This window comes from Streptomyces sp. NPDC048603 (assembly GCF_043199475.1).
Taxonomy (GTDB): Bacteria; Actinomycetota; Actinomycetes; order Streptomycetales; family Streptomycetaceae; genus Streptomyces.
This window is the reverse complement of the sequence record NZ_JBICVY010000001.1, coordinates 619,098-637,444: the sequence shown is the minus strand read 5'-3', so window position 1 is coordinate 637,444 and position 18,347 is coordinate 619,098. Positions and strand designations below refer to the sequence as shown.

Sequence of the window (18,347 nt, the reverse complement as noted above, 5' to 3'; positions counted from 1 at the left end):
AGGGAGCGGAAGCGGCAGTGAGCGGCCAGCAGACAGCGGGGTCCGACCCGTACTTCCCGGCCAACGGCGACCCCCGGTACCGCGTGCACCGGTACGAACTCGCCCTGGAGTACCGGCCCGGCCCCAACCGGCTGGCCGGCACGGCCCGGCTCAGCGCCATCGCCGGGCGGTCACCCCTCACCGAGTTCCACCTCAACCTGGCGGAGTTCCGGATCGGCCGGGTGCTGGTGGACGGCCGGCCCCCGCACTACACCCACCGGGGCGGCAGGCTCCGGATCCGCCCGGCCAAGCCGCTGCCCGCGGGCGCCGCCTTCACCGTGGAGGTGCACTGGTCGGGCAATCCGAAGCCGGTCCGCAGCCCCTGGGGCGGCCTCGGCTGGGAGGAGCTGACCGACGGCGCGCTGGTGGCCAGCCAGCCGGTCGGCGCGCCGTCCTGGTACCCGTGCAACGACCGCCCCGCCGACAAGGCCGCCTACCAGATCTCGGTCAACACGCCCTCCGCCTACACCGTGGTGGCCGGCGGCCGGCTGCTCACCCGGACCACCAAGGCCAGCACGACCACCTGGGTGTACGAACAGCCCGCGCCGACCTCCAGCTACCTGGTCGGGCTGGCGGTGGGCACGTACCAGATGGTATTGCTCGGCGACCCCGGGCTCGGCGGCGTCCCGCAGACCGCCCACGTGCCGCCGTACCTGCTGCCCCGCTTCTCCCGGGACTTCGCCCGCCAGCCGGTGATGATGCGGGTGTTCGAGGAACTGTTCGGCCCGTACCCGTTCGGCGAGTACTCGGTGGTCATCGCCGACGAGGAACTGGACGTGCCGGTGGAGGCCCAGGGCCTCTCCCTGTTCGGCACCAACCACGTGGACGGCGCGCGGGGCTCGGAGCGGCTCATCGCCCACGAACTCGCGCACCAGTGGTTCGGCAACAGCGTCACCATCGCCGACTGGCGGCACATCTGGCTGAACGAGGGTTTCGCCAAGTACGCCGAATGGCTCTGGTCCGAGCACTCCGGGGGCCGGCCGGCCCAGGAGCTGGCCGCGGCGGCCCACCGGCTGCTCGCCGTCAGGCCGCAGGACCTGCGGCTGGCCGACCCGGGCCGCAAGCTGATGTTCGACGACCGGCTGTACCAGCGCGGCGGACTCGCCGTGCACGCGGTCCGCTGCGCCCTGGGCGACGCCGCCTTCTTCGTCATGCTGCGCGACTGGGCCGCAGCGCACCGCCACGGCGTGGTCACCACCGCGGCCTTCACCGCCCATGTGTCCCGTTACGCGACCGATCCGGTGGACGACCTGCTCAAGGCGTGGCTGTACGAGCCGGCGCTCCCGGCGCTCCCGAGGCTGCCGGTCGCCGGGTGAGCGCCCCGGCGCGCTCGCCGCTCCGTCGCGACGGAGCGCTCACTCCTCGTCGAGGGCCGGGCCGGTGCGTCGGGCCAGGGCGTTGTTGCCGATGGAGTTGTGCACGCTGAAGCTGACCGCGTCCGAGCGGTAGCGGTCGTCGGACCACTCGACCGGGCGGCCCTCGCGGGTGGTGGTGATCCGGCGGACCCGAAGCAGCGGGCTGGTCCGCCGCACCCCGAGCAGCTCGGCGTCCCGGGCGCCCGCGGCGACCGCGTCGATGAGGTGCTCCCCGTACGCGAACACCAGCCCCGTGTCGTCCAGCAGACGCTGCGTCACCGACGGGCAGTCCGGCTCGATGCGCTCCACGGCGGGCGCGATCCAGCCCGCGTACACGGTGCGCTCCAGCAGGACGGGTTCGCCGTCCAGACCGCGTACCCGCAGGACGTGCAGTACGGGTGTGCCGGCCTTCACCTGCAGCCGCATGGCGTCGCTGTCGCCGGCGGGCCGGTACTCCGACTCCACCACCCGGCCGGTCGCGGTGCGGCCCATGGCACCCGCCCACTGGGCGAAGCTGCGCAGCTCCGCGAAGCTCTGGCTGCGGCGGCTGGCCAGCACCACGCGGCGGGCGCCCTGGCGGGAGCCGATCAGGCCTTCGCCGGTGAGCGCGAGCACGGCCTGGCGGACGGTGCCGCGGGAGACGCCGAAGCGGGCCGCCAGCTCCGTCTCGGCGGGCAGGAGCGCCCCGACCGCGTACTCCTCGCGGTCGATCGCCCGGCGCAGTTCCTCGGCGATCTCTTCGTGCCGGGCCGTCATCGGTGTGGCTCCCGCCCTTCGGCGCAGTAGTGAGGAGTGTCTGTGTGTCGAAGCGCTGACTGTGCGCAATGTGCGTGGGACGTACAGCGTAAGCGCAGAGCGGGCCGAAACGGAACGAGGGGAGAGTATCCAGCTCAATGGCTTGATCTTGTTGTCCTGCGTTAACCGGAAGGTCATTGTTGCCGGGCCTACTGTGGCCAACTTGTTCAGACAAGTTGGTCGCGGAATCCTCGACTCCGCCGCCGCCTCCCCACCCTCGCCGCGCCCCCTCGCGCCGCCTCCCAGGAGAGACCGTGTACATGCCGGGACACCCGAGAAACACCGCCCTCGCCGGATGCCTCGCCGCCGTCGCCGCCCTCACCCTCACCGCCTGCGGCGCCGCGCCCGACAAGGCGTCGGCCAAGACCGCCACCGGCAAGGACGCGGCCACCGCGACCTCCGCCGCCGACTTCGGCGGCATGGACGCCCTCGTCGCGGCCGCCAAGAAGGAGGGCGTGCTGCACGCGATGGCCCTGCCCCGCGACTGGGCCAACTACGGCGCCCTCATCGACGGCTTCACGCAGAAGTACGGCATCAAGGTCGAGGTGGAGAACCCCGACGGCAGCAGCCAGGACGAGATCAACGCCGTCACCAGCCGCAAGGGCCAGGACCGCGCCCCCGACGTCCTCGACCTCGGCACCTCCTTCGCCGTCAGCGGCGCCCAGCAGGGCCTGTTCGCCCCGTACAAGGTCGCCGCGTACGCCGACATCCCCGAGGGCCAGAAGGACGCCCAGGCCCGCTGGTACAACGACTACGGCGGCTACGTCTCCATCGGCTGCGACGCCAAGCGCGTCAAGAACTGCCCCACCACCTTCAAGGACCTCCTCAAGCCCGAGTACAAGGGCCAGGTGGCGCTGAACGGCAACCCGACCAAGTCCGGCTCCGCCTTCGGCGGCGTCTACGCGGCGGCGCTTGCCAACGGCGGCTCCCTCGACGACATCCAGCCCGGCATCGACTTCTTCGGGCAGCTGAAGAAGAACGGCAACTTCACCCCCGTGGAGTCGACCCCGGCCACCGTCGAGAAGGGCGAGACGCCCATCAGCATCGACTGGGACTACCTCAACGCCGGCTACGCCGAGCAGTTCAAGGGCAAGGGCGTCGACTGGAAGGTCTCCGTCCCCGAGGACGGGAAGTACGCCCAGTTCTACGCCCAGGCCGTCAACAAGGACGCCCCGCACCCGGCCGCCGCCCGCCTGTGGCAGGAGTGGCTCTACAGCGCCGAGGGCCAGAACCTGTGGCTGAAGGGCTACGCGCGCCCGGTCCTCATGCCCGCCCTGGAGAAGGCCGGCACCCTCGACAAGGACGCCGCCGCCAAGCTCCCGGCGGTCTCCGGCACCCCTGCCTTCCCCACCGAGGCGCAGTCCACCAAGGCCAAGGGCGTCCTGTCCCAGGGCTGGGGCAAGGCCGTCGCCGGCTGATCCCCGCCCCGCGGACACCGACACGGACCCCGGCGCCGGCCCTGACACCGGCACCGGAACCGACACCGACTCCGCCACACCCAGCCCACCGGCACTCCGACCCATCGACGTGATCACCGACATGAGCACACCTCCCGCCGCCGCCGCGCCTCCCGCGGCCGCGGCCGTGCCCGCCGCCCCTGCCGCTCCCGCCGCCCGCACCGGGCGGCGGGCCCGCCGGGCCGGCGGCGCCCTCGCCACCGTCCCCCTGCTGCTGTTCACCGCGGTCGCCTTCGGCCTCCCCGCCGTCGCCATGCTCGACGGCGCCTTCACCGTCAAGGACCCGGCCACCGGCGGCACCGCGTACACCTTCGACAACCTGACCGCCTCCTGGCAGGGCGCGTACCTCACCGCCCTGCTCGGCAGCGTGAAGCTGTCCGCCACCTCCGCCGTACTCGCCGCCCTGCTCGGACTCCTGCTCGCCCAGGCCGTCGTCACCTCGCCGCTGAGGGCCCTGCGCGAGGCCGTCCTCACCGCCTCCGGCGTCCTGGCCAACTTCGGCGGCGTCCCGCTCGCCTTCGCCTTCGTCGCCACCCTCGGCAACTCGGGCGTCCTGACCCGGAAGCTGGGCCTGGCCGACACCGGCTGGAACCTCTACAGCTTCTGGGGCCTGGTCCTCGTCTACCTCTACTTCCTCGTCCCCCTCATGGTCCTCACCATCACCCCCGCCCTGGACGGCCTGCGCACCCAGTGGCGCGAGGCCGCCCGCAACAACGGCGCCACCGGACGCCAGTACTGGCAGCACGTGGCCCTGCCCGTCCTCGCCCCCTCGCTGCTCGGCGGCTTCGTCCTGCTCTTCGGCAGCGCCTTCGCCGCGTACGCCACCGCCGCCGCGATGGTCGGCAGCTCGGTCCCGCTGGTCACGCTCCAGATCGCCGACGCGATCTCCGGCAACGTGCTCATCGGACAGGAGAACGTGGCCCTCGCCCTCAGCCTCGACATGGTCCTCGTCGCCGGCCTGGTGATGGCGGTCTACCTGCCCCTGCAACGACGGAGCGCCCGATGGCTCGCCTGACCGCAACCACGGCGGCCGCCGTGGCCAAGACCCCCTGGCGGGCCGTCGTCCTGGCCGTCGCGGGACTGTACTTCCTGGTGCCGCTCGCCGCCTCGGTGGTCTTCACCGTCGACGTGCCCGGCCAGGGCCTGAACCTCGACGCCTACGCCCGCATCCTCGACACCGAGGGCTTCCTGCCCAGCCTGCTGCTCTCGCTCGAACTCGCCGCCGCCACCATCGCGCTGGTCCTCCTCCTCATGGTCCCCGCGACCGTCGCGCTGCGGCTGACCGCGAGCACGCGACTGCGGGCCGTCGTCGAGGTGGTGTGCTCCCTGCCGCTGGTCGTCCCGCCCATCGCGTTCGTAGCCGGCATCGGAACCGTCCTGAAGTGGGGCCCCGAACACCTCTCCGCCACGCCGCTCTTCCAGACCTTCGTGGCCGTCCAGAACCCGGACTTCCCCTTCGTCCTGGTCCTCGCCTACGTGGTGATGGCGCTGCCCTTCGCCTACCGGGCCCTGGACGCGGGACTGCGCGCCATCGACGTACGCACGCTCGTCGAGGCGGCCCGCAGCTGTGGCGCGAGCATGCCGTACGCCCTGGTCCGCGCCGTGCTGCCGAACCTGCGCGGCGCCCTGCTGAACGCCGCGTTCCTCACCCTCGCCCTGGTCCTGGGCGAATTCACCATCGCCCAGCTGCTCGGCTTCCGGCCGTTCGCCGTCTGGATCGTGAGCACCAGCGGCTCGAACGCGCAGATGTCCGTGGCCGTCTCCGTGCTGAGCCTGCTGGTCACCTGGCTGCTGCTCCTGCTCCTCGCCGGCCTCGGCGGCCGCCGTACCCCCTCGTCGACCACCGACCGGAAATGACACCCCTCATGAGCCTCACCGCCTCCCCGACCGCACCGGCAGCCGCGGCCGCGGCCGACGGGCCCGCCGCGGCCGGCGCGGCCACCGTCGAACTGCGCGGCCTGCGCCGGTCCTTCGGCGCCACCACCGCCCTGGACGGACTCGACCTCACGGTGCGCCCCGGTGAACTGCTGGCGCTGCTCGGCCCGTCCGGCTGCGGCAAGACCACCGCCCTGCGCATGCTGGCGGGCTTCGAGACCCCGGACTCCGGCGAGATCCTCGTCGACGGCGAGGACATCACCGGAGTGCCCGCGCACCGCCGCGACGCCGGCATGGTCTTCCAGTCGTACAGCCTCTTCCCGCACCTCAGCGCCCTCGACAACGTGGCGTTCGGGCTGCGCATGCGCAAGGTGCGGGCCGCCGAGCGGCGTGCCCGGGCCGCCGAACTGCTCGACCTGGTCGGCCTCGCCGACAAGGGCGACCGCTTCCCCCACCAGCTGTCCGGCGGTCAGCAGCAGCGCGTCGCCCTGGCCCGGGCCCTGGCCCTGCGCCCGCGCGTCCTGCTCCTGGACGAACCGCTGTCCGCCCTCGACGCCAAGGTGCGTCTGACGCTGCGCGAGGAGATCCGCCGCCTGCAGCAGGAGCTGGGCATCACCACCCTGTTCATCACCCACGATCAGGAAGAGGCGCTCTCCATGGCCGACCGCGTGGCGGTCATGCGGGCCGGGCGGCTGGAACAGATCGCGGAGCCGGCGGAGCTGTACGCGCGTCCCGCGACGGCGTTCGTCGCCGAGTTCGTCGGCACCATGAGCCGCATCCCCGGCCGGCTGCACCCGGACGGTGCGACCGTCCGGGTGCTCGGCCGGCAGCTGCCGGTGGACGGCGCGCCCGGCGAGGCTCCCGCCTCGGAGGGCCCGGGCGGCGCGGACGGAGCGGTCGGCGCGGACGGCACGGACGGCACGGACGGGACGGACGGTGCCGAGGTCGACGTCCTCGTACGCCCGGAGTCCGTCGGGCTCACCGCGGACGCCACGGGAGACGCCCGGGTGCTGGCCACCTCCTTCCTGGGCGCGACCGTCCGTGCCACCGTCGCCCTCGCGGACGGCACGCAGGTCAAGGCGGACCTGCCCGCCCACGAGGCCGGCACGCTGACGGCGGGCACCACGGTCCGCGTGTCCCTGCCCGACCGCCCGGTCCTGGTCGCCCCACACCGAGCCTGACCGGCGGGTCCGCTTACGGCTGGTCCGTCCCGCCCGGCCGCTCCGTCCGCCATCCGGCTGGTCCGCCCCCCTGGCCGACAGGTAGGTCCGGCCGGCCGGCTGATTGGTTCGCCCGTCCGGCAGATGGGCAGGCCCGCCTGCCCGGCTGGTCCGTCCCGCCCGATCGGCTGATGGGCCGGTCCGCCTCGTCGGCCGGTCCGCCCGACCGGACGACCGTTTCGACCTGCCGGTTCGCCTGGCAGCCCGAAGGCGGGTCCGCTCGCGGCTGGTCCGTCCGCCTGGCGGACCGGGCCGCGCTCGACCTGCGGGTGCACCGGTCCGCCCGCCCGGAAGGCTCGCCTGCCCGGTGGGTCCGGCCGCCTGGCGGGAGTGCCTGTCTGGCTGGTTCGCCTGCCTGGCCGGACGGACGGACCGCTCGAACGGTAGGCCGGCCGGCCTGCCCGACCGGACGGACCGGCGGGTCCGCCCGGCATGTTGGTCAGCCTGCCTGCCTGCCTGCCTGCCTGCCTGGTCGGTCGGCCGGACCGACCGCTTGCCTGCCAGTCGGCCTGACCGCCTGCCCGGCGGTTCGTCGGTCCGGCCGGTCTGCCTGACCGGACGGACCGTTCGGCCTGAGAGTCCGCCTGACAGCCCGGGCGGCGGGTCCGCCCGGCAGCCCGCACGGCCGGTTCTGGTCGCCGGGTGCACGGCCTGCCCGCCTGACCTGCCGGTCCGCCCGGCAGCCCGGCCGGCCGGTCCGGCTGACCGGCTGTCAGACTGTCCGGCGGTCCGGTCAGGGCCGGTCCGCGCCCGTACCGGCCCGCGGCCGGACACGCTGCGTGCCCCTCCGTTCCACGTCGTACCGCCTTCCCAACCGCCCTCGGAGAGAGAACCCGTGACGCCGTTCCAGGCCCCCGCCCCGACCCCGCTGCAAGCCGTCCTCTTCGACATGGACGGCACGCTCGTCGACACCGAGCAGCTCTGGTGGGACACCGTCGAGGAGGTGGCCGCGGAGCTGGGGTACACCCTCGCCGCGAGCGACCAGCCGGACGTGCTGGGCCGTCCCGTCGAGCACACCGCCGGAGTCCTGGCCGTGCGGGCGGGGCACTCCGCCGCCCCGATCGCCGAGCGGCTGCACCGGTCCTTCGCCGAGCGGGTCCGGGCCCGGGTCGTCCTCCGGCCGGGCGCGCTGGCCCTCCTCGGCGCGCTGGGCGACGAGGGCGTCCCCACCGCCCTCGTGACCGCCTCCCCGCGGGAGGTCGCCGACACCGTGGTGGCTGCCCTCGAGGAGGCCGGCCACGGCGGTTTCACCGTCACCGTCACCGCCGACGACACCGCGCTCACCAAGCCGAATCCGGACCCGTACCTCGCGGCCTGCCGTGCCCTGCGCGTACCGCCCGCCGCCTGCGTGGCCGTCGAGGACACCCCCACGGGCGTCGCCTCGGCCGAGGCCGCCGGCTGCCGGGTCCTCGCCGTGCCGTCGGCCGTCCCGATCGAGCCGGCCCCCGGCCGGACCGTGCTGGACTCCCTCGAACGGGCCACCCCGGACCGGCTGCGGGCCATGGTCGCGGACGCGCCCGTGCCCCGGTTCCTCGTTCCCGAGCTCACCACCGCCCCCGCCCGGGCCGGCCGGCCCTTCACGGCCACCGTCGACGGCCTGGTCCGCGGCGCTGCCCTGCCCGTCACCTTCGCCGCGGGCGCCGACCGCCCCCACTGGCTCACGGTCCGCGCCGACGGCACCCTGAGCGGCGTACCGGAGGCCGGACGGGAGGCCGGACCGCAGGTCGCCACCGTCACCGCCGTGGACGCGCACGGCGCCACCGCCCACCTCACCGTACGCATCCCCGTCAGGCAGGCGGACGCACCCCCGCTCGACCGTATCCGGGTGATGAGCTGGAACCTGTGGCTCGGCGGCGGCTTCGTCGACGACCACCGCGACAAGCAGCTGGCCGTGCTCCTCGGCGCGGACGCCGACGTGGTGGGTCTCCAGGAGACCGCGGTGCACGCCGGACCCGAACTGGCCTCGGCCCTCGGATGGTTCCACCACTCCGCCGGCGAGAACCTCGCGATCCTCAGCCGTCACCCCATCACGGCCACCCTGGGCGACCCGGAGGTGGGCTTCTACGGCGCGGCGGGCGCCCGCATCCGGTTCGACGAGCACCCGGACGGCACTCCCCACGAGCTGGTCCTGTGGACGGCCCACCTCAACTACACGCCGTACGGCCCCTACGACGCCTGCTTTGACGGCATGAGCGAACCCGAACTGATCGCCCGCGAGGGGGAGTCGGGGCGGGTCCGGGAGATCGAGGAGGTCCTCGCGGCGATGGGGCCGGGCCTGGGCGACTCCGAGCGCACCCCGGTGTTCCTCACCGGAGACTTCAACGCCCCTTCGCACCTGGACTGGACGGAGGCCACCGCAGCCGCCGGACTGCACGAGGGCCACGGTCCGGTGGGCTGGCCCGTTTCCCGCGCGGTCGAACGGGCCGGTCTGCGCGATTCCTACCGCGAGGCACACCCCGACCCGGTGGCAGCCCCCGGCACCACCTGGTCGCCCGTACACCCGCGGCACGAGGACGGCAGCGGCCGCCCCGAGCCCCAGGACCGCATCGACTTCGTCCTGCACGCCGGCCCCCGCCTCACCGTCGTCGACTCCGAAGCCCTGGCGCAGGGACGCATCGCCCCCTGGCCGGACGTCGCCGCCAACGAGTGGCCCTCGGACCACGCCGCGGTCATCACCACGTACCGCATCACCTGACCGCCCCGCGCGCGGGCGCCGGGACCGGGCGGGACGCGGCATCGGGGCGTGCGGCATCGGGGCGCGCGGAATCGGCGTGTGCAGAATCGGCGTGTGCAGATCCTCTCCTTCCCCGAAGAAGCCACTCCGCCCGGACTGCGCACCCAGGTGCGGGAGATCCAGGAGCAGGCGTGGCCGTCCCCGCCCGGAGCCGGAACGGCGGCGCCGGACGCGCCGGTCCACGACCCCGCGCTGCGGCCGCTGTCGATGCTGCTCGTGGACGGCGGGGACGTACTGGCCGCGCTGGACGTCCTGTCGAAGGAGATCGTCCACGCCGGCGGGCGGTACGCCGCCGGCGGGCTGAGCACGGTCGTCACGAGACGGGAGGCCCGAGGCCACGGGCACGGCCGGCTCCTGGTGGCGGCCGCCCGCCGGGCGATGGTCGAACGAGGGCTGGATCTCGGATTGTTCACCTGCGACAGGCCGCTCCGGGCGTTCTACGAGAGCGCGGGCTGGCAGGTCCTCCCCGGAGCGGTACTGATCGGCGGCACCCCGCGGGCCCCGTTCCCCAGCGACCGGCCCGGCTTCGACAAGGTGACCATGGCCGGCTTCTTCACGCCCGCGGCCCGCCGGGCCGAAGTACTGTTCCGCGACAGCCGCATCGCCCTCCACCCCGGGGAGATCGACCGGCTCTGGTGACACGGAAATCGGATGCGGGCACCGTTCGGCAGGTGTAAGCCTTCCCCTGGTGAACCGTGAAAAGATCTCCAGGCTCGCCCATGCGCACCACCCGATCGCGGCCCCGCTCGACGACGACGCGGTGCGCCACCTGCTGCAGGCAGGCCTGCACGGCGGCGGCGCCCGGCGCGTACTCGACCTCGGCTGCGGCGGCGGCGAGTGGCTGCTGCGCGCCCTGACCGCGTACCCGGAACTGCGGGCCGAAGGCGTGGACCTCGCCGGCAGCGGGCTGGCGCGCGCCCGCCGGGCCGCGGCCCGGCTCGGCGTCGAGGACCGCCTGGTCCTCCACCACCAGGACGCGGCGCAGTTCGCCCCCGCCCACCCCTTCGACCTGGTGCTCTGCGTCGGCTCCACGCACGCCTTCGGCGGACTCCTCCCCATGCTCGCGGCGGCACGCACGTACCTCGCCCCCGGCGGGCGCGTACTCGTCGGCGACGGGTTCTGGGAGGGGGAGCCCTCCGCCGAGGCCGCCGGACTCCTCGGCGACCTCGCGGACCTGCCGACCACCCTGGACCGGGTCACCGCGGAGGGCTGGGTCCCGGTCCAGGGCCACATCAGCTCGCGCCGCGAACTCGACGCCTACGAATGGGCCTGGACGGGCTCACTGGCCTCCTGGGCCCTGGACCACCCCGACGATCCGGACAGCGCCTCCGCCCTCGAGGCAGCCGGCGTCCACCGCGGACAATGGCTGCGCGTCTACCGCGAAGCCTTCGGCTTCGTCAGCCTGGTCCTCCGCCCGAAGGACCACTGAACCCGTCCGCTCCGGCCCGGAGTCCGTGACGGAGGAACCACTCGGTCCCGATGATCCGTTCCCGCGCCGCCGATGGCAGGCCGGCCAGCAGTGAGGGCAGGGAGGGATGGCGGCCGGCCTCCGAGCGGTGCGCGAGAACGGCGGCCCACTTGCGGTCCAGCCAGGGGCGGACGTCCACGGCAGCGGCGATGAGCCGGTCCGGGACGGTGTACAGCCGCTTCCCCGCTCCGGCCAGCAGGGCGGAGAGCTCGCCGCTCGCCGCCCGCGGATGTGCCGAGAGGTACAGGGCGCGCGGCTGCCACGGAGGCCCTGCCTGCGGATGGAGTCCGCCGAGCCCCGCCTCGTGCGCGGCCAGGAGCGCGACGCGGTGGGTGTGGACGTGGTCGGGGTGCCCCGAGGAGCCGTACGCGTCGTGGGAGAGCACGACGTCCGGCCGGAACGACCGGATGTGGGCGACGACCCGTCCCACGGTCTCGTCGAGCGGGGCGTCCCGGAACCGCGGCCGTCCGGGGGCCGATTCGGGCACCCGCAGGTCGGCGTATCCGAGCATGCGGGGTTCGCCCGCGCCGAGGATCCGCAGGGCGTCGGCCAGTTCGGCGGCGCGCGGGCTGTCCGGCGCCCAGGTCGCCGTCACGACGGCGGTGCGGGCGCCGGCCGCCGCGTAGCGGGCGAGCACCCCGCCCGCCACGAGGGATTCGTCGTCGGGATGGGCGTACACCGCCAGAACGCTCGGCACGGACACGTCGGGTCCTTCCTGTCGCACCTGCACACCCCCTGCACGCCCAGGATGTCCTCCCGGAGCCGGCCGACGGGGCGCTTCAGCGAACGTCGTAGCGGGCCTCGATGCCCGCGATGAGCAGCTCCAGGCCGTCCTCGAATCCCTTGCCGAAGTCCCGGAAGAGCTCGGCGCCCGCGGTGGCCGCGAGGGGGAACTCCGCCATCCGCCCGGCGCGTTCGTCGAGGTCGTAGCCGTCGCGGCGTTCGCCCGGGAGGGGTTCGACGCCCTGTTCCTCGGTCACGAAGCCCAGGGTGAAGAGGTAGGCGGTGGTGAGGGCGCGTACGGCCTGGGGGAGGGTGAAGCCGGCCGCGACGAAGGCCCGCAGGTTCTCCTCCAGCTGGACCGCGTGCTCGGTGCCGGTGAAGCGGGATCCGCTGTAGACCCTGGCGCCGTCGCGGTAGCCGAGCAGGGCGGCCCGCAGTCCCGCGTTGGCGGTCGTGAGCCGTTCCTGCCAGGTGGCCCCGGGGGCGATGCGCTGTCCGGCGACCATCCGGCGGTACATCTCGGTGGCCATCTCGTCCAGGAGCTCCTGCTTGTTCTTGAAGTGCCAGTAGAGGGCCGGCGCCTGGACGTCCAGCTCCTTGGCGATCGCGCGCAGGGTCAGCCCCTCCAGGCCGACTTCGTTGAGCAGCCGCAGCGCGGTGTCGACGGCCTGTTTCTTGTCCAGCTTCGGGGTTCTTCTGCTTGTCACGCGTGACAGCTTGACAGCTTAACGGTGTTAAGCACATGCTGCGGGCATCCTACTTAACGCCGTTAAGGAGACCTCGTGAACACTCACGCCCGCACCCGCACCGACGCCGACGCGCAGGCGCACGCTCCCGCTCACGCACCGCATACGGACGTGCTCATCGTCGGGGCGGGTCCCACCGGGCTCGCGCTGGCCGTGGACCTGGCCCGGCACGGGGTGGCCGCCCTCGTCGTGGAGCGGGCCGGGTCACTCTTCCCGGGGTCCCGCGGCAAGGGCCTGCAGCCCCGCACCCTGGAGGTCCTCGACGACCTCGGCGTGTACGAGGCCGTCCACGCGGCCGGCGCCCCCTACCCCGTCGGGATGATCTGGCAGAACGGCACCCGCGCCGGAGAGCACCGGATGTTCGACGAAGCCGGGCCGAGCGAGGGCGCCCCGTACGCCGGGCCCTGGATGGTGCCGCAGTGGCGGACGCAGGAGATCCTCGCCGCGCGGCTCGCGGAGCTGGGCGGCGGCATCACCTTCGGCCGCGAACTCACGGGCATCGAGCAGGACGCCGACGGAGTGACCGCCAGGTTCGCCACCGGCGCGCCCGTCCGCGCGCGCTACGCCGTGGCCGCGGACGGCGGCCGGTCCGCCGTGCGGCGCGCCCTGGGCATCGGCATGACCGGCGAGACCGTCGACCCGAGCCCGATGCTGGTCGCGGACGTCCGCATCACCGGCCTGGACCGCGACCACTGGCACGTCTTCCCGCCGGCCGACGGCGCGGGCTTCCTCGCGATCTGCCCGCTCACCGGAACGGCGGACTTCCAGCTGGTGGCGCAGTTCGAGGAGGGCGCCGAGCCGGACCTCTCGCTCGACGGGATCCGCAAGGTGGTCGCCGCCCGTTCCCACCTCGCGCCCGAGGACGTGACGGAGGTGCGCTGGGCCTCCGACTTCCGACCGCGGGCCGCCATGGCCGACCGGTTCCGGGTGGGCCGCGTCTTCCTCGCCGGGGACAGCGCCCACGTCCACTCGCCCGCGGGCGGGCAGGGCCTCAACACCAGCGTCCAGGACGCGTACAACCTGGGCTGGAAGCTGGCCGCCGTGCTGCGCGGAGCAGCGCACGCGTCCCTGCTCGACTCCTACGAGGAGGAACGCCTGCCGGTCGCGGCCGACATGCTCGGCCTGTCCACCCGCATCCACCGGGGCGAGGCCCGGCGGGGCGAGGCCACCCGTCAGCTCGGCATCGGCTACCGAGGCTCGGCCCTCGCGGTCGAGACCCGCACCGGACTGCCCGAGGAGGCCCTTCAGGCCGGCGACCGCGCACCGGACGGCACGCGCGGAGGCGTCCGGCTCTTCGACGAGTTCCGCGGCACGCACTGGACCCTGCTGACGGTGGGCACCCCCTCCGCCGGCCAGGGCACCGAGGCGGCACTCCTGCCCCTGCCCGCCGTCCGCACCGTCCGCATCCCCTCCTACGAGGCCTACGGCGACGGGGTGTTCCTTATCCGCCCGGACGGCCACATCGGCTGGGCCGGCACCACGGCCGAAGGCCTGGACGCCTACGCCGCCGCACTCGCGGGCCCGGCCGTGTCCGGGTAGGACGCGGGCGCCGCAAGGCGAGGGCGTACGCCGGTTCAGTCCAGAATCGCGTCGATCTCCACCTCGACCAGCCACTCGGGATCGATGAAGCGTGACACCTCGACGAAGGTGCACACCGGCCGCACCGAAGCGAACCGCTCCCCGTGCGCCCGCGCGGCTTCCTCCCAGCGCGTCACGTCGGTGAGCATGATGCGCGTCCGCACGACGTCCCCGAGCGAGGCCCCGGCTTCCTTCAGTGCGGCCTCCGCGATGTCCAGACACCGCACGGTCTGGGCGTGGACATCACCCCGCCCCGCGGTCGTGCCGTCGTCCCCGATGGGTGCCGTGCCCGCGACGGCGACATGCTTCCCCTTGCGAACGGCCCGGGAAAACCCGATCCGGGGCTCAAGGGGTGATCCAGAACTGACCAGTTGCCGATCGTGATCCATCGCCCCATGCTGTCAGACCTCACGGATCCCGCGTCATTGACCGGAGCCGCACCGTGGTCCCTGCTGTCGTCGCAGATGAAGGCCGCCAGGACCTGGAGGGTGCGAGGCACCCGTACGAGGGCCTCGTGTCAGTGCGGTGCGCTTCACTGTTTGTCATGGAGCTCACGCAAACGACCGTCAACAACTGGCTCGCCCAAATCGACCCGGGAGCCGGCTACATCCACCTGCCCGGCGACCTGGATCCGCAGGACCTGACGGACCTGCTCGAGGGCAGGTACGGCGCCCCGCGCACCCTCGTCCTCGACGGCTTCACCGATCCGACGGTCGACGAGTCCAGGGGCGCGGCTCTGCTCATCCCCTTCGCGGACCGGGCCGTGACGATACGGGCGTGGGCGTATGGAGATCAGTGGGTCGGCGCGGGCACGGCGCGGGACGGTGAGGGCGCCGTGCGGCCGGTGTTGGCGGTCGCTCGCAGGAAAGTGCCGGAGCCCTTGGCGGTCGCCCCAGATGAGGGCGGGGACGTCGACTGGACCGAGCGGCTCAGGCGGATCACCGGCTGGGCGCAGACCTCCCGGCGGCCGGACGTGGACTGGGCGGAGGTGGAGTCGCGCCTGGGCACCGGGCTGCCGAGCGACTACAAGCGGATGGTCGAGACGTTCGGCAACGGCGCCTTCGACGGATACCTGGATCTGAACCAGGAGCCGTGGACGGATCTCAGAGGGGACGGTCTGCTCATCTGGGCGGGCACCGAGCACGAGAACCTGTACTGCTGGCGGACCGACGGCGCCGACCCCGACCGCTGGCCCGTCGTGGTCCGGTCCTTCGACGGCGAGGACGTCCCCTTTGACTGCCAGACCGCGGAGTTCGTCTGCCGCGTCCTCGTCGACCCGCACCACCCGTTCACGATGGCCTGCTATTTCGACACCCACTGGTTCATGAACTACGGGGAAAGCGACTGAGGTCTTCTCAACGAAGATCGCGTCCCGTCCCGGCGGATCCGGTCCGGAACCGGCTCAGCTGAGGTCGCCGCCCGATGTGGCGTCGCGGATCATGAGCATGTTCGGCAGCCTCTCTCGCCAGAGCTCTCGCTCGCCTGTGGCGCGGAATCCGTGGCGTGGCAGAAGCGGATCGCGCGCTCGTTGTAGTCGGTAACCCACAGGCGTATGGGTGCACTCCCCGCCCGCGTGAGGAACTCATCCATCAATCGGCCTCCGATGCCTCGGCCCTGGGCTTCGTCCAGCAGGTACATCGGCCCGAGGGGAGTCGATCACGTGGGTCATGGTGACAATGCTCGACGAAGCAGGCCGACCGCCTCGCGCGATTTCGCTGAGAAGACCTCGCTGACCGCGCCCCGTCGGCCAAGGTCGGCTCTCAGTCGAAGATGTCCAGGATGTCCAGCCAGGACCCGTCGTTGTCGGCGGTGCGGCGGGCCCGCATTGGGTGCGGATCCGGGTAGGTCTCCGCCGCGGCCCTCGCACGGACGATGTCCGGACCGCCGCACGCCGCTACCGCGAAGGCGCCGAAAACCTTGGCGAACGCGGCCGGGTCGCGGAACTCCACGCCGTACGCCCGGCCGTCCCGCAGCGGCACCCACACGGCCCTCTCGCGCCGCGCCCATTCCAGAACCGGCTGGTCGTCCGCGGTCGACCGGCCTTCCAGCCACAGCCGCGCCACGTGCAGCAGGTTCACCTTCTCCATCGGCAGCCGCTTGCGCCGCACGCGCAGTTCACGTGTCGTCAGAGTGACCAGGTGGTCCTTCTTCGGGTACCAGACGACACCGATCCCGAAGGGCACCCACAGCAGGATGCCGATCATCGGCCAGAACAGAGCGTCGCCCCACGATCGGAGCAGCCCGCCGTCCAGCAGGTACAGGGCCCCGAAGACCAGAACCCACTTCGCCGTCATCCGCCAGAACCCGGTGCCCTGCCGGTAGAGGACCTGCCGCTTCCTTGTCATAGCCATGCCCGCACGCTATCCGCCGCCCGCCCCCTCCTCGTACCGGCCGGTCTCAGGAGGAAGGGGATTCGAGGTTGCGGGTTATGCGTTCCAGGACGAGGACCGCGGTGCGGTAGTCCTCCGGGGTGATGCCGGCGGTGGACAGTTCACGGAACGCGTCGACGCGCGCTTGGACATCCGCCAGGCGCTTGAGGCCCTCGGGGGTGAGGGCGAGGCGGTCCGGCCCGGGGCGGCTCGCCCAGGCGTCGGCGAGGAGGGTGTCGATTGCGGCCCGCAGCGTGGCGCTGTCGGCGTTGGCCGACAGGGTCGAGAGGACGTCGGCGTCCTTGGCCCCCTCCGTCTGCCGGATGGCGTTCAGGGCCTGCCAGGCGACTCTGGTGAGGCCGAACTCTCCGAGCATGCCGTCCATGTAGTGGGTGAGGGCCTGGTCCGTGCGGTTGAGCCAGTAGCCGATGGGCTTCACGGGTGCCTCCGATGTCGATTGCTGCGTGACGCAGTTGGTGTGTCACGCAGGATGCTACCCGGAAAATCCCTGCGTCATGCAGAGGATTTTTCGGCTGCCCGGGGGCGGGGTCGCGGCGCGGGAGCGGGACCGTACGATGGGCGCATGATCGCCGCCGTGCAGCCGTCGAGCCGCCGCAATGCCGGGTACGGCCTTGCGCTGCTCGTGCTGGCGGTGCTGGCCGGAGTGCTGGGCATGCACGGTCTCGCCCCGGGGGCGGCTTTCGCCACGTCCCCGAAGGCGGCGGCAGCCGCCGGCCACGGCACCACCAGTGGGCACGGCACGGGCGGCCACGCCACCACCGGGACGGCCGGACACAGGGCCACGGACGGCGGCATCGGCATCCACCGGACCGCCGGCAGCGCCGCGACCGTGCGCCACGAGGCCGCGGCCGGGGACTGCTCCCACACGGCCGGCGGAACGGGCCACGCCAACGGCCACGCCGACGCCATGTGCACGGCCGCCGGCGTCGCCACCCCGTACGTGCCGCCGGCCCCGGCCCCGGCGCTCACCACCGAGCCCGCACCCGCCCTGTTCCCCTCCGGTGCGGCCGGATCCCCCGCGAGCGGGCGCGCCCCGCCCGACCTCGCCGAGCTGCAGCTCCTGCGGATATAGGACCGCCCGCACGGCACCCCCTCGCCCGGCCCCGGCCGGCACCGGCGGGATGCCGCGCTCGCGCACGTCCTCGTTCGTACCGGCGCGTGCCCTCCCGGGCCGCGCAGCAAGGAGCAGCACCGTCATGAGCAGCAAGCGTTCCCTCGTCCGCCGTACCGCCGCCGTCCTCGCCGCCGGCGGGGCCGCACTCGTCCTCGCCGCCTGCGGGTCCGAGGACACCGGCTCGGCCGGACACGGCGGCCACGCCGCGAAGTCGCCCTCCGCGTCGGCCCCGGCGTCCCCGGTCGGTCAGGGCGGGCACAACGCCGCCGACGTGGCCTTCGCCCAGGGGATGATCCCCCACCACCGCCAGGCCGTGGAGATGGCCGCCCTCGCGCCCACCAGGGCCGAATCGGCCGAGGTGAAGAAGCTCGCCGAGGAGATCCGGAAGGCCCAGGACCCGGAGATCAAGACCCTGACCGGCTGGCTGACCGCCTGGGGCGAGCAGGTGCCCGCCGAAGGCGCGGCGGACCACTCCGGTCACGGCGGGTCCGGCTCGGCCGGGGCGGGCGGCATGATGACCGCCGAGGAGATGACCAAGCTCAAGGACGCCAAGGGCAAGGCGTTCGACACCGCCTTCATGGAGTTGATGATCAAGCACCACGAAGGCGCGGTGGCGATGGCCGGCACGGAGAAGACGGACGGGTCCTTCCCGGACGCCAAGAAGATGGCCGACGCGATCATCACCTCGCAGAGCGCCGAGATCGCCCGGATGAACACCCTGCTCGGCAAGGGCTGACCCGCCCGTGCGGCGGGGGGCGGGGGGCCCGCCCCCCCCCCCCCCCCCCCCCCCCCCCCCCCCCCCCCCCCCCCCCCCCCCCCCCCCCCCCCCCCCCCCCCCCCCCCCCCCCCGCCG

General features: G+C 73.4%; 19 protein-coding genes. 12 read left to right on the top strand and 7 right to left on the bottom strand.

The annotated features are described in order from the left end of the window. The first annotated feature begins 17 nt into the window (after window positions 1–17). On the top strand, window positions 18–1,355 hold the full coding sequence (locus ACGFQ9_RS03090; protein WP_393570553.1) for a M1 family metallopeptidase: 1,338 nt from the start codon (window positions 18–20) through the stop codon (window positions 1,353–1,355). A gap of 39 nt (window positions 1,356–1,394) precedes the next feature. Here ACGFQ9_RS03090 and ACGFQ9_RS03085 read toward each other — a convergent pair whose 3' ends face one another. Further along, window positions 1,395–2,150 (bottom strand): GntR family transcriptional regulator, encoded by a 756-nt coding sequence (locus ACGFQ9_RS03085; RefSeq protein WP_393570551.1) that lies wholly within the window; start codon window positions 2,148–2,150, stop codon window positions 1,395–1,397. A gap of 299 nt (window positions 2,151–2,449) precedes the next feature. Here ACGFQ9_RS03085 and ACGFQ9_RS03080 point away from each other — a divergent pair, with 299 nt between their 5' ends. The 7 genes from ACGFQ9_RS03080 to ACGFQ9_RS03050 all read left to right on the top strand — a co-directional run bounded on the left by ACGFQ9_RS03080 (window position 2,450) and on the right by ACGFQ9_RS03050 (window position 10,904). Beyond that, complete coding sequence (locus ACGFQ9_RS03080) at window positions 2,450–3,607, top strand: ABC transporter substrate-binding protein (RefSeq protein ID WP_393570549.1); 1,158 nt, start codon at window positions 2,450–2,452, stop codon at window positions 3,605–3,607. 121 nt (window positions 3,608–3,728) lie between these two features. Continuing rightward, complete coding sequence (locus ACGFQ9_RS03075) at window positions 3,729–4,661, top strand: ABC transporter permease (protein WP_393570548.1); 933 nt, start codon at window positions 3,729–3,731, stop codon at window positions 4,659–4,661. Next, the gene (locus ACGFQ9_RS03070; protein ID WP_393570546.1) at window positions 4,649–5,503 is read left to right on the top strand and encodes an ABC transporter permease; all 855 of its coding nucleotides are present in this window, start codon (window positions 4,649–4,651) and stop codon (window positions 5,501–5,503) included. Before ACGFQ9_RS03075 ends, ACGFQ9_RS03070 begins: the two co-directional genes overlap by 13 nt. A gap of 8 nt (window positions 5,504–5,511) precedes the next feature. Further along, the gene (locus ACGFQ9_RS03065; RefSeq protein ID WP_393570544.1) at window positions 5,512–6,702 is read left to right on the top strand and encodes an ABC transporter ATP-binding protein; all 1,191 of its coding nucleotides are present in this window, start codon (window positions 5,512–5,514) and stop codon (window positions 6,700–6,702) included. Window positions 6,703–7,576: 874 nt separating this feature from the next. Continuing rightward, on the top strand, window positions 7,577–9,436 hold the full coding sequence (locus ACGFQ9_RS03060; RefSeq protein WP_393570542.1) for an HAD-IA family hydrolase: 1,860 nt from the start codon (window positions 7,577–7,579) through the stop codon (window positions 9,434–9,436). Between the two features lie 93 nt (window positions 9,437–9,529). After that, the gene (locus ACGFQ9_RS03055; protein ID WP_393570540.1) at window positions 9,530–10,114 is read left to right on the top strand and encodes a GNAT family N-acetyltransferase; all 585 of its coding nucleotides are present in this window, start codon (window positions 9,530–9,532) and stop codon (window positions 10,112–10,114) included. Window positions 10,115–10,163: 49 nt separating this feature from the next. After that, entirely contained in the window at window positions 10,164–10,904 is a 741-nt protein-coding gene (locus ACGFQ9_RS03050) for an SAM-dependent methyltransferase (protein ID WP_393570538.1), read from the top strand. Here the strand turns inward: ACGFQ9_RS03050 and ACGFQ9_RS03045 are convergent. Both ACGFQ9_RS03045 and ACGFQ9_RS03040 read right to left on the bottom strand, forming a co-directional pair. Further along, complete coding sequence (locus ACGFQ9_RS03045) at window positions 10,873–11,646, bottom strand: PIG-L deacetylase family protein (protein WP_393570536.1); 774 nt, start codon at window positions 11,644–11,646, stop codon at window positions 10,873–10,875. The two genes, ACGFQ9_RS03050 and ACGFQ9_RS03045, sit on opposite strands and share 32 nt — an antisense overlap. Before the next feature lie 76 nt (window positions 11,647–11,722). Next, window positions 11,723–12,373, bottom strand: a complete 651-nt coding sequence (locus tag ACGFQ9_RS03040; protein WP_393570534.1) for a TetR/AcrR family transcriptional regulator C-terminal domain-containing protein — start codon at window positions 12,371–12,373, stop codon at window positions 11,723–11,725. 150 nt (window positions 12,374–12,523) lie between these two features. Here ACGFQ9_RS03040 and ACGFQ9_RS03035 point away from each other — a divergent pair, with 150 nt between their 5' ends. Then, window positions 12,524–13,951, top strand: a complete 1,428-nt coding sequence (locus tag ACGFQ9_RS03035) for an FAD-dependent oxidoreductase (protein WP_393570807.1) — start codon at window positions 12,524–12,526, stop codon at window positions 13,949–13,951. 35 nt (window positions 13,952–13,986) lie between these two features. On the opposite strand, the gene ACGFQ9_RS03030 is transcribed toward ACGFQ9_RS03035, so the two are convergent. Beyond that, entirely contained in the window at window positions 13,987–14,379 is a 393-nt protein-coding gene (locus ACGFQ9_RS03030; protein WP_393570532.1) for a RidA family protein, read from the bottom strand. A 155-nt stretch (window positions 14,380–14,534) separates the two neighbouring features. Here ACGFQ9_RS03030 and ACGFQ9_RS03025 point away from each other — a divergent pair, with 155 nt between their 5' ends. Further along, the gene (locus tag ACGFQ9_RS03025) at window positions 14,535–15,338 is read left to right on the top strand and encodes a hypothetical protein (RefSeq protein WP_393570530.1); all 804 of its coding nucleotides are present in this window, start codon (window positions 14,535–14,537) and stop codon (window positions 15,336–15,338) included. Between the two features lie 89 nt (window positions 15,339–15,427). Here ACGFQ9_RS03025 and ACGFQ9_RS03020 read toward each other — a convergent pair whose 3' ends face one another. The 3 genes from ACGFQ9_RS03020 to ACGFQ9_RS03010 form a co-directional block, all read right to left on the bottom strand. Further along, the gene (locus ACGFQ9_RS03020) at window positions 15,428–15,628 is read right to left on the bottom strand and encodes a GNAT family N-acetyltransferase (RefSeq protein ID WP_393570528.1); all 201 of its coding nucleotides are present in this window, start codon (window positions 15,626–15,628) and stop codon (window positions 15,428–15,430) included. 122 nt (window positions 15,629–15,750) lie between these two features. Then, window positions 15,751–16,341: a hypothetical protein gene (locus tag ACGFQ9_RS03015; RefSeq protein ID WP_393570526.1), complete on the bottom strand. Its 591-nt coding sequence runs from the start codon at window positions 16,339–16,341 to the stop codon at window positions 15,751–15,753. A 46-nt stretch (window positions 16,342–16,387) separates the two neighbouring features. Further along, complete coding sequence (locus ACGFQ9_RS03010; protein ID WP_393570524.1) at window positions 16,388–16,798, bottom strand: MarR family winged helix-turn-helix transcriptional regulator; 411 nt, start codon at window positions 16,796–16,798, stop codon at window positions 16,388–16,390. Between the two features lie 144 nt (window positions 16,799–16,942). Between ACGFQ9_RS03010 and ACGFQ9_RS03005 the strand changes: the two genes are divergently transcribed. Then, complete coding sequence (locus ACGFQ9_RS03005; protein WP_393570522.1) at window positions 16,943–17,452, top strand: DUF6153 family protein; 510 nt, start codon at window positions 16,943–16,945, stop codon at window positions 17,450–17,452. Window positions 17,453–17,576: 124 nt separating this feature from the next. Further along, window positions 17,577–18,230 (top strand): DUF305 domain-containing protein, encoded by a 654-nt coding sequence (locus ACGFQ9_RS03000; RefSeq protein WP_393570520.1) that lies wholly within the window; start codon window positions 17,577–17,579, stop codon window positions 18,228–18,230. Window positions 18,231–18,347: the final 117 nt, after the last annotated feature.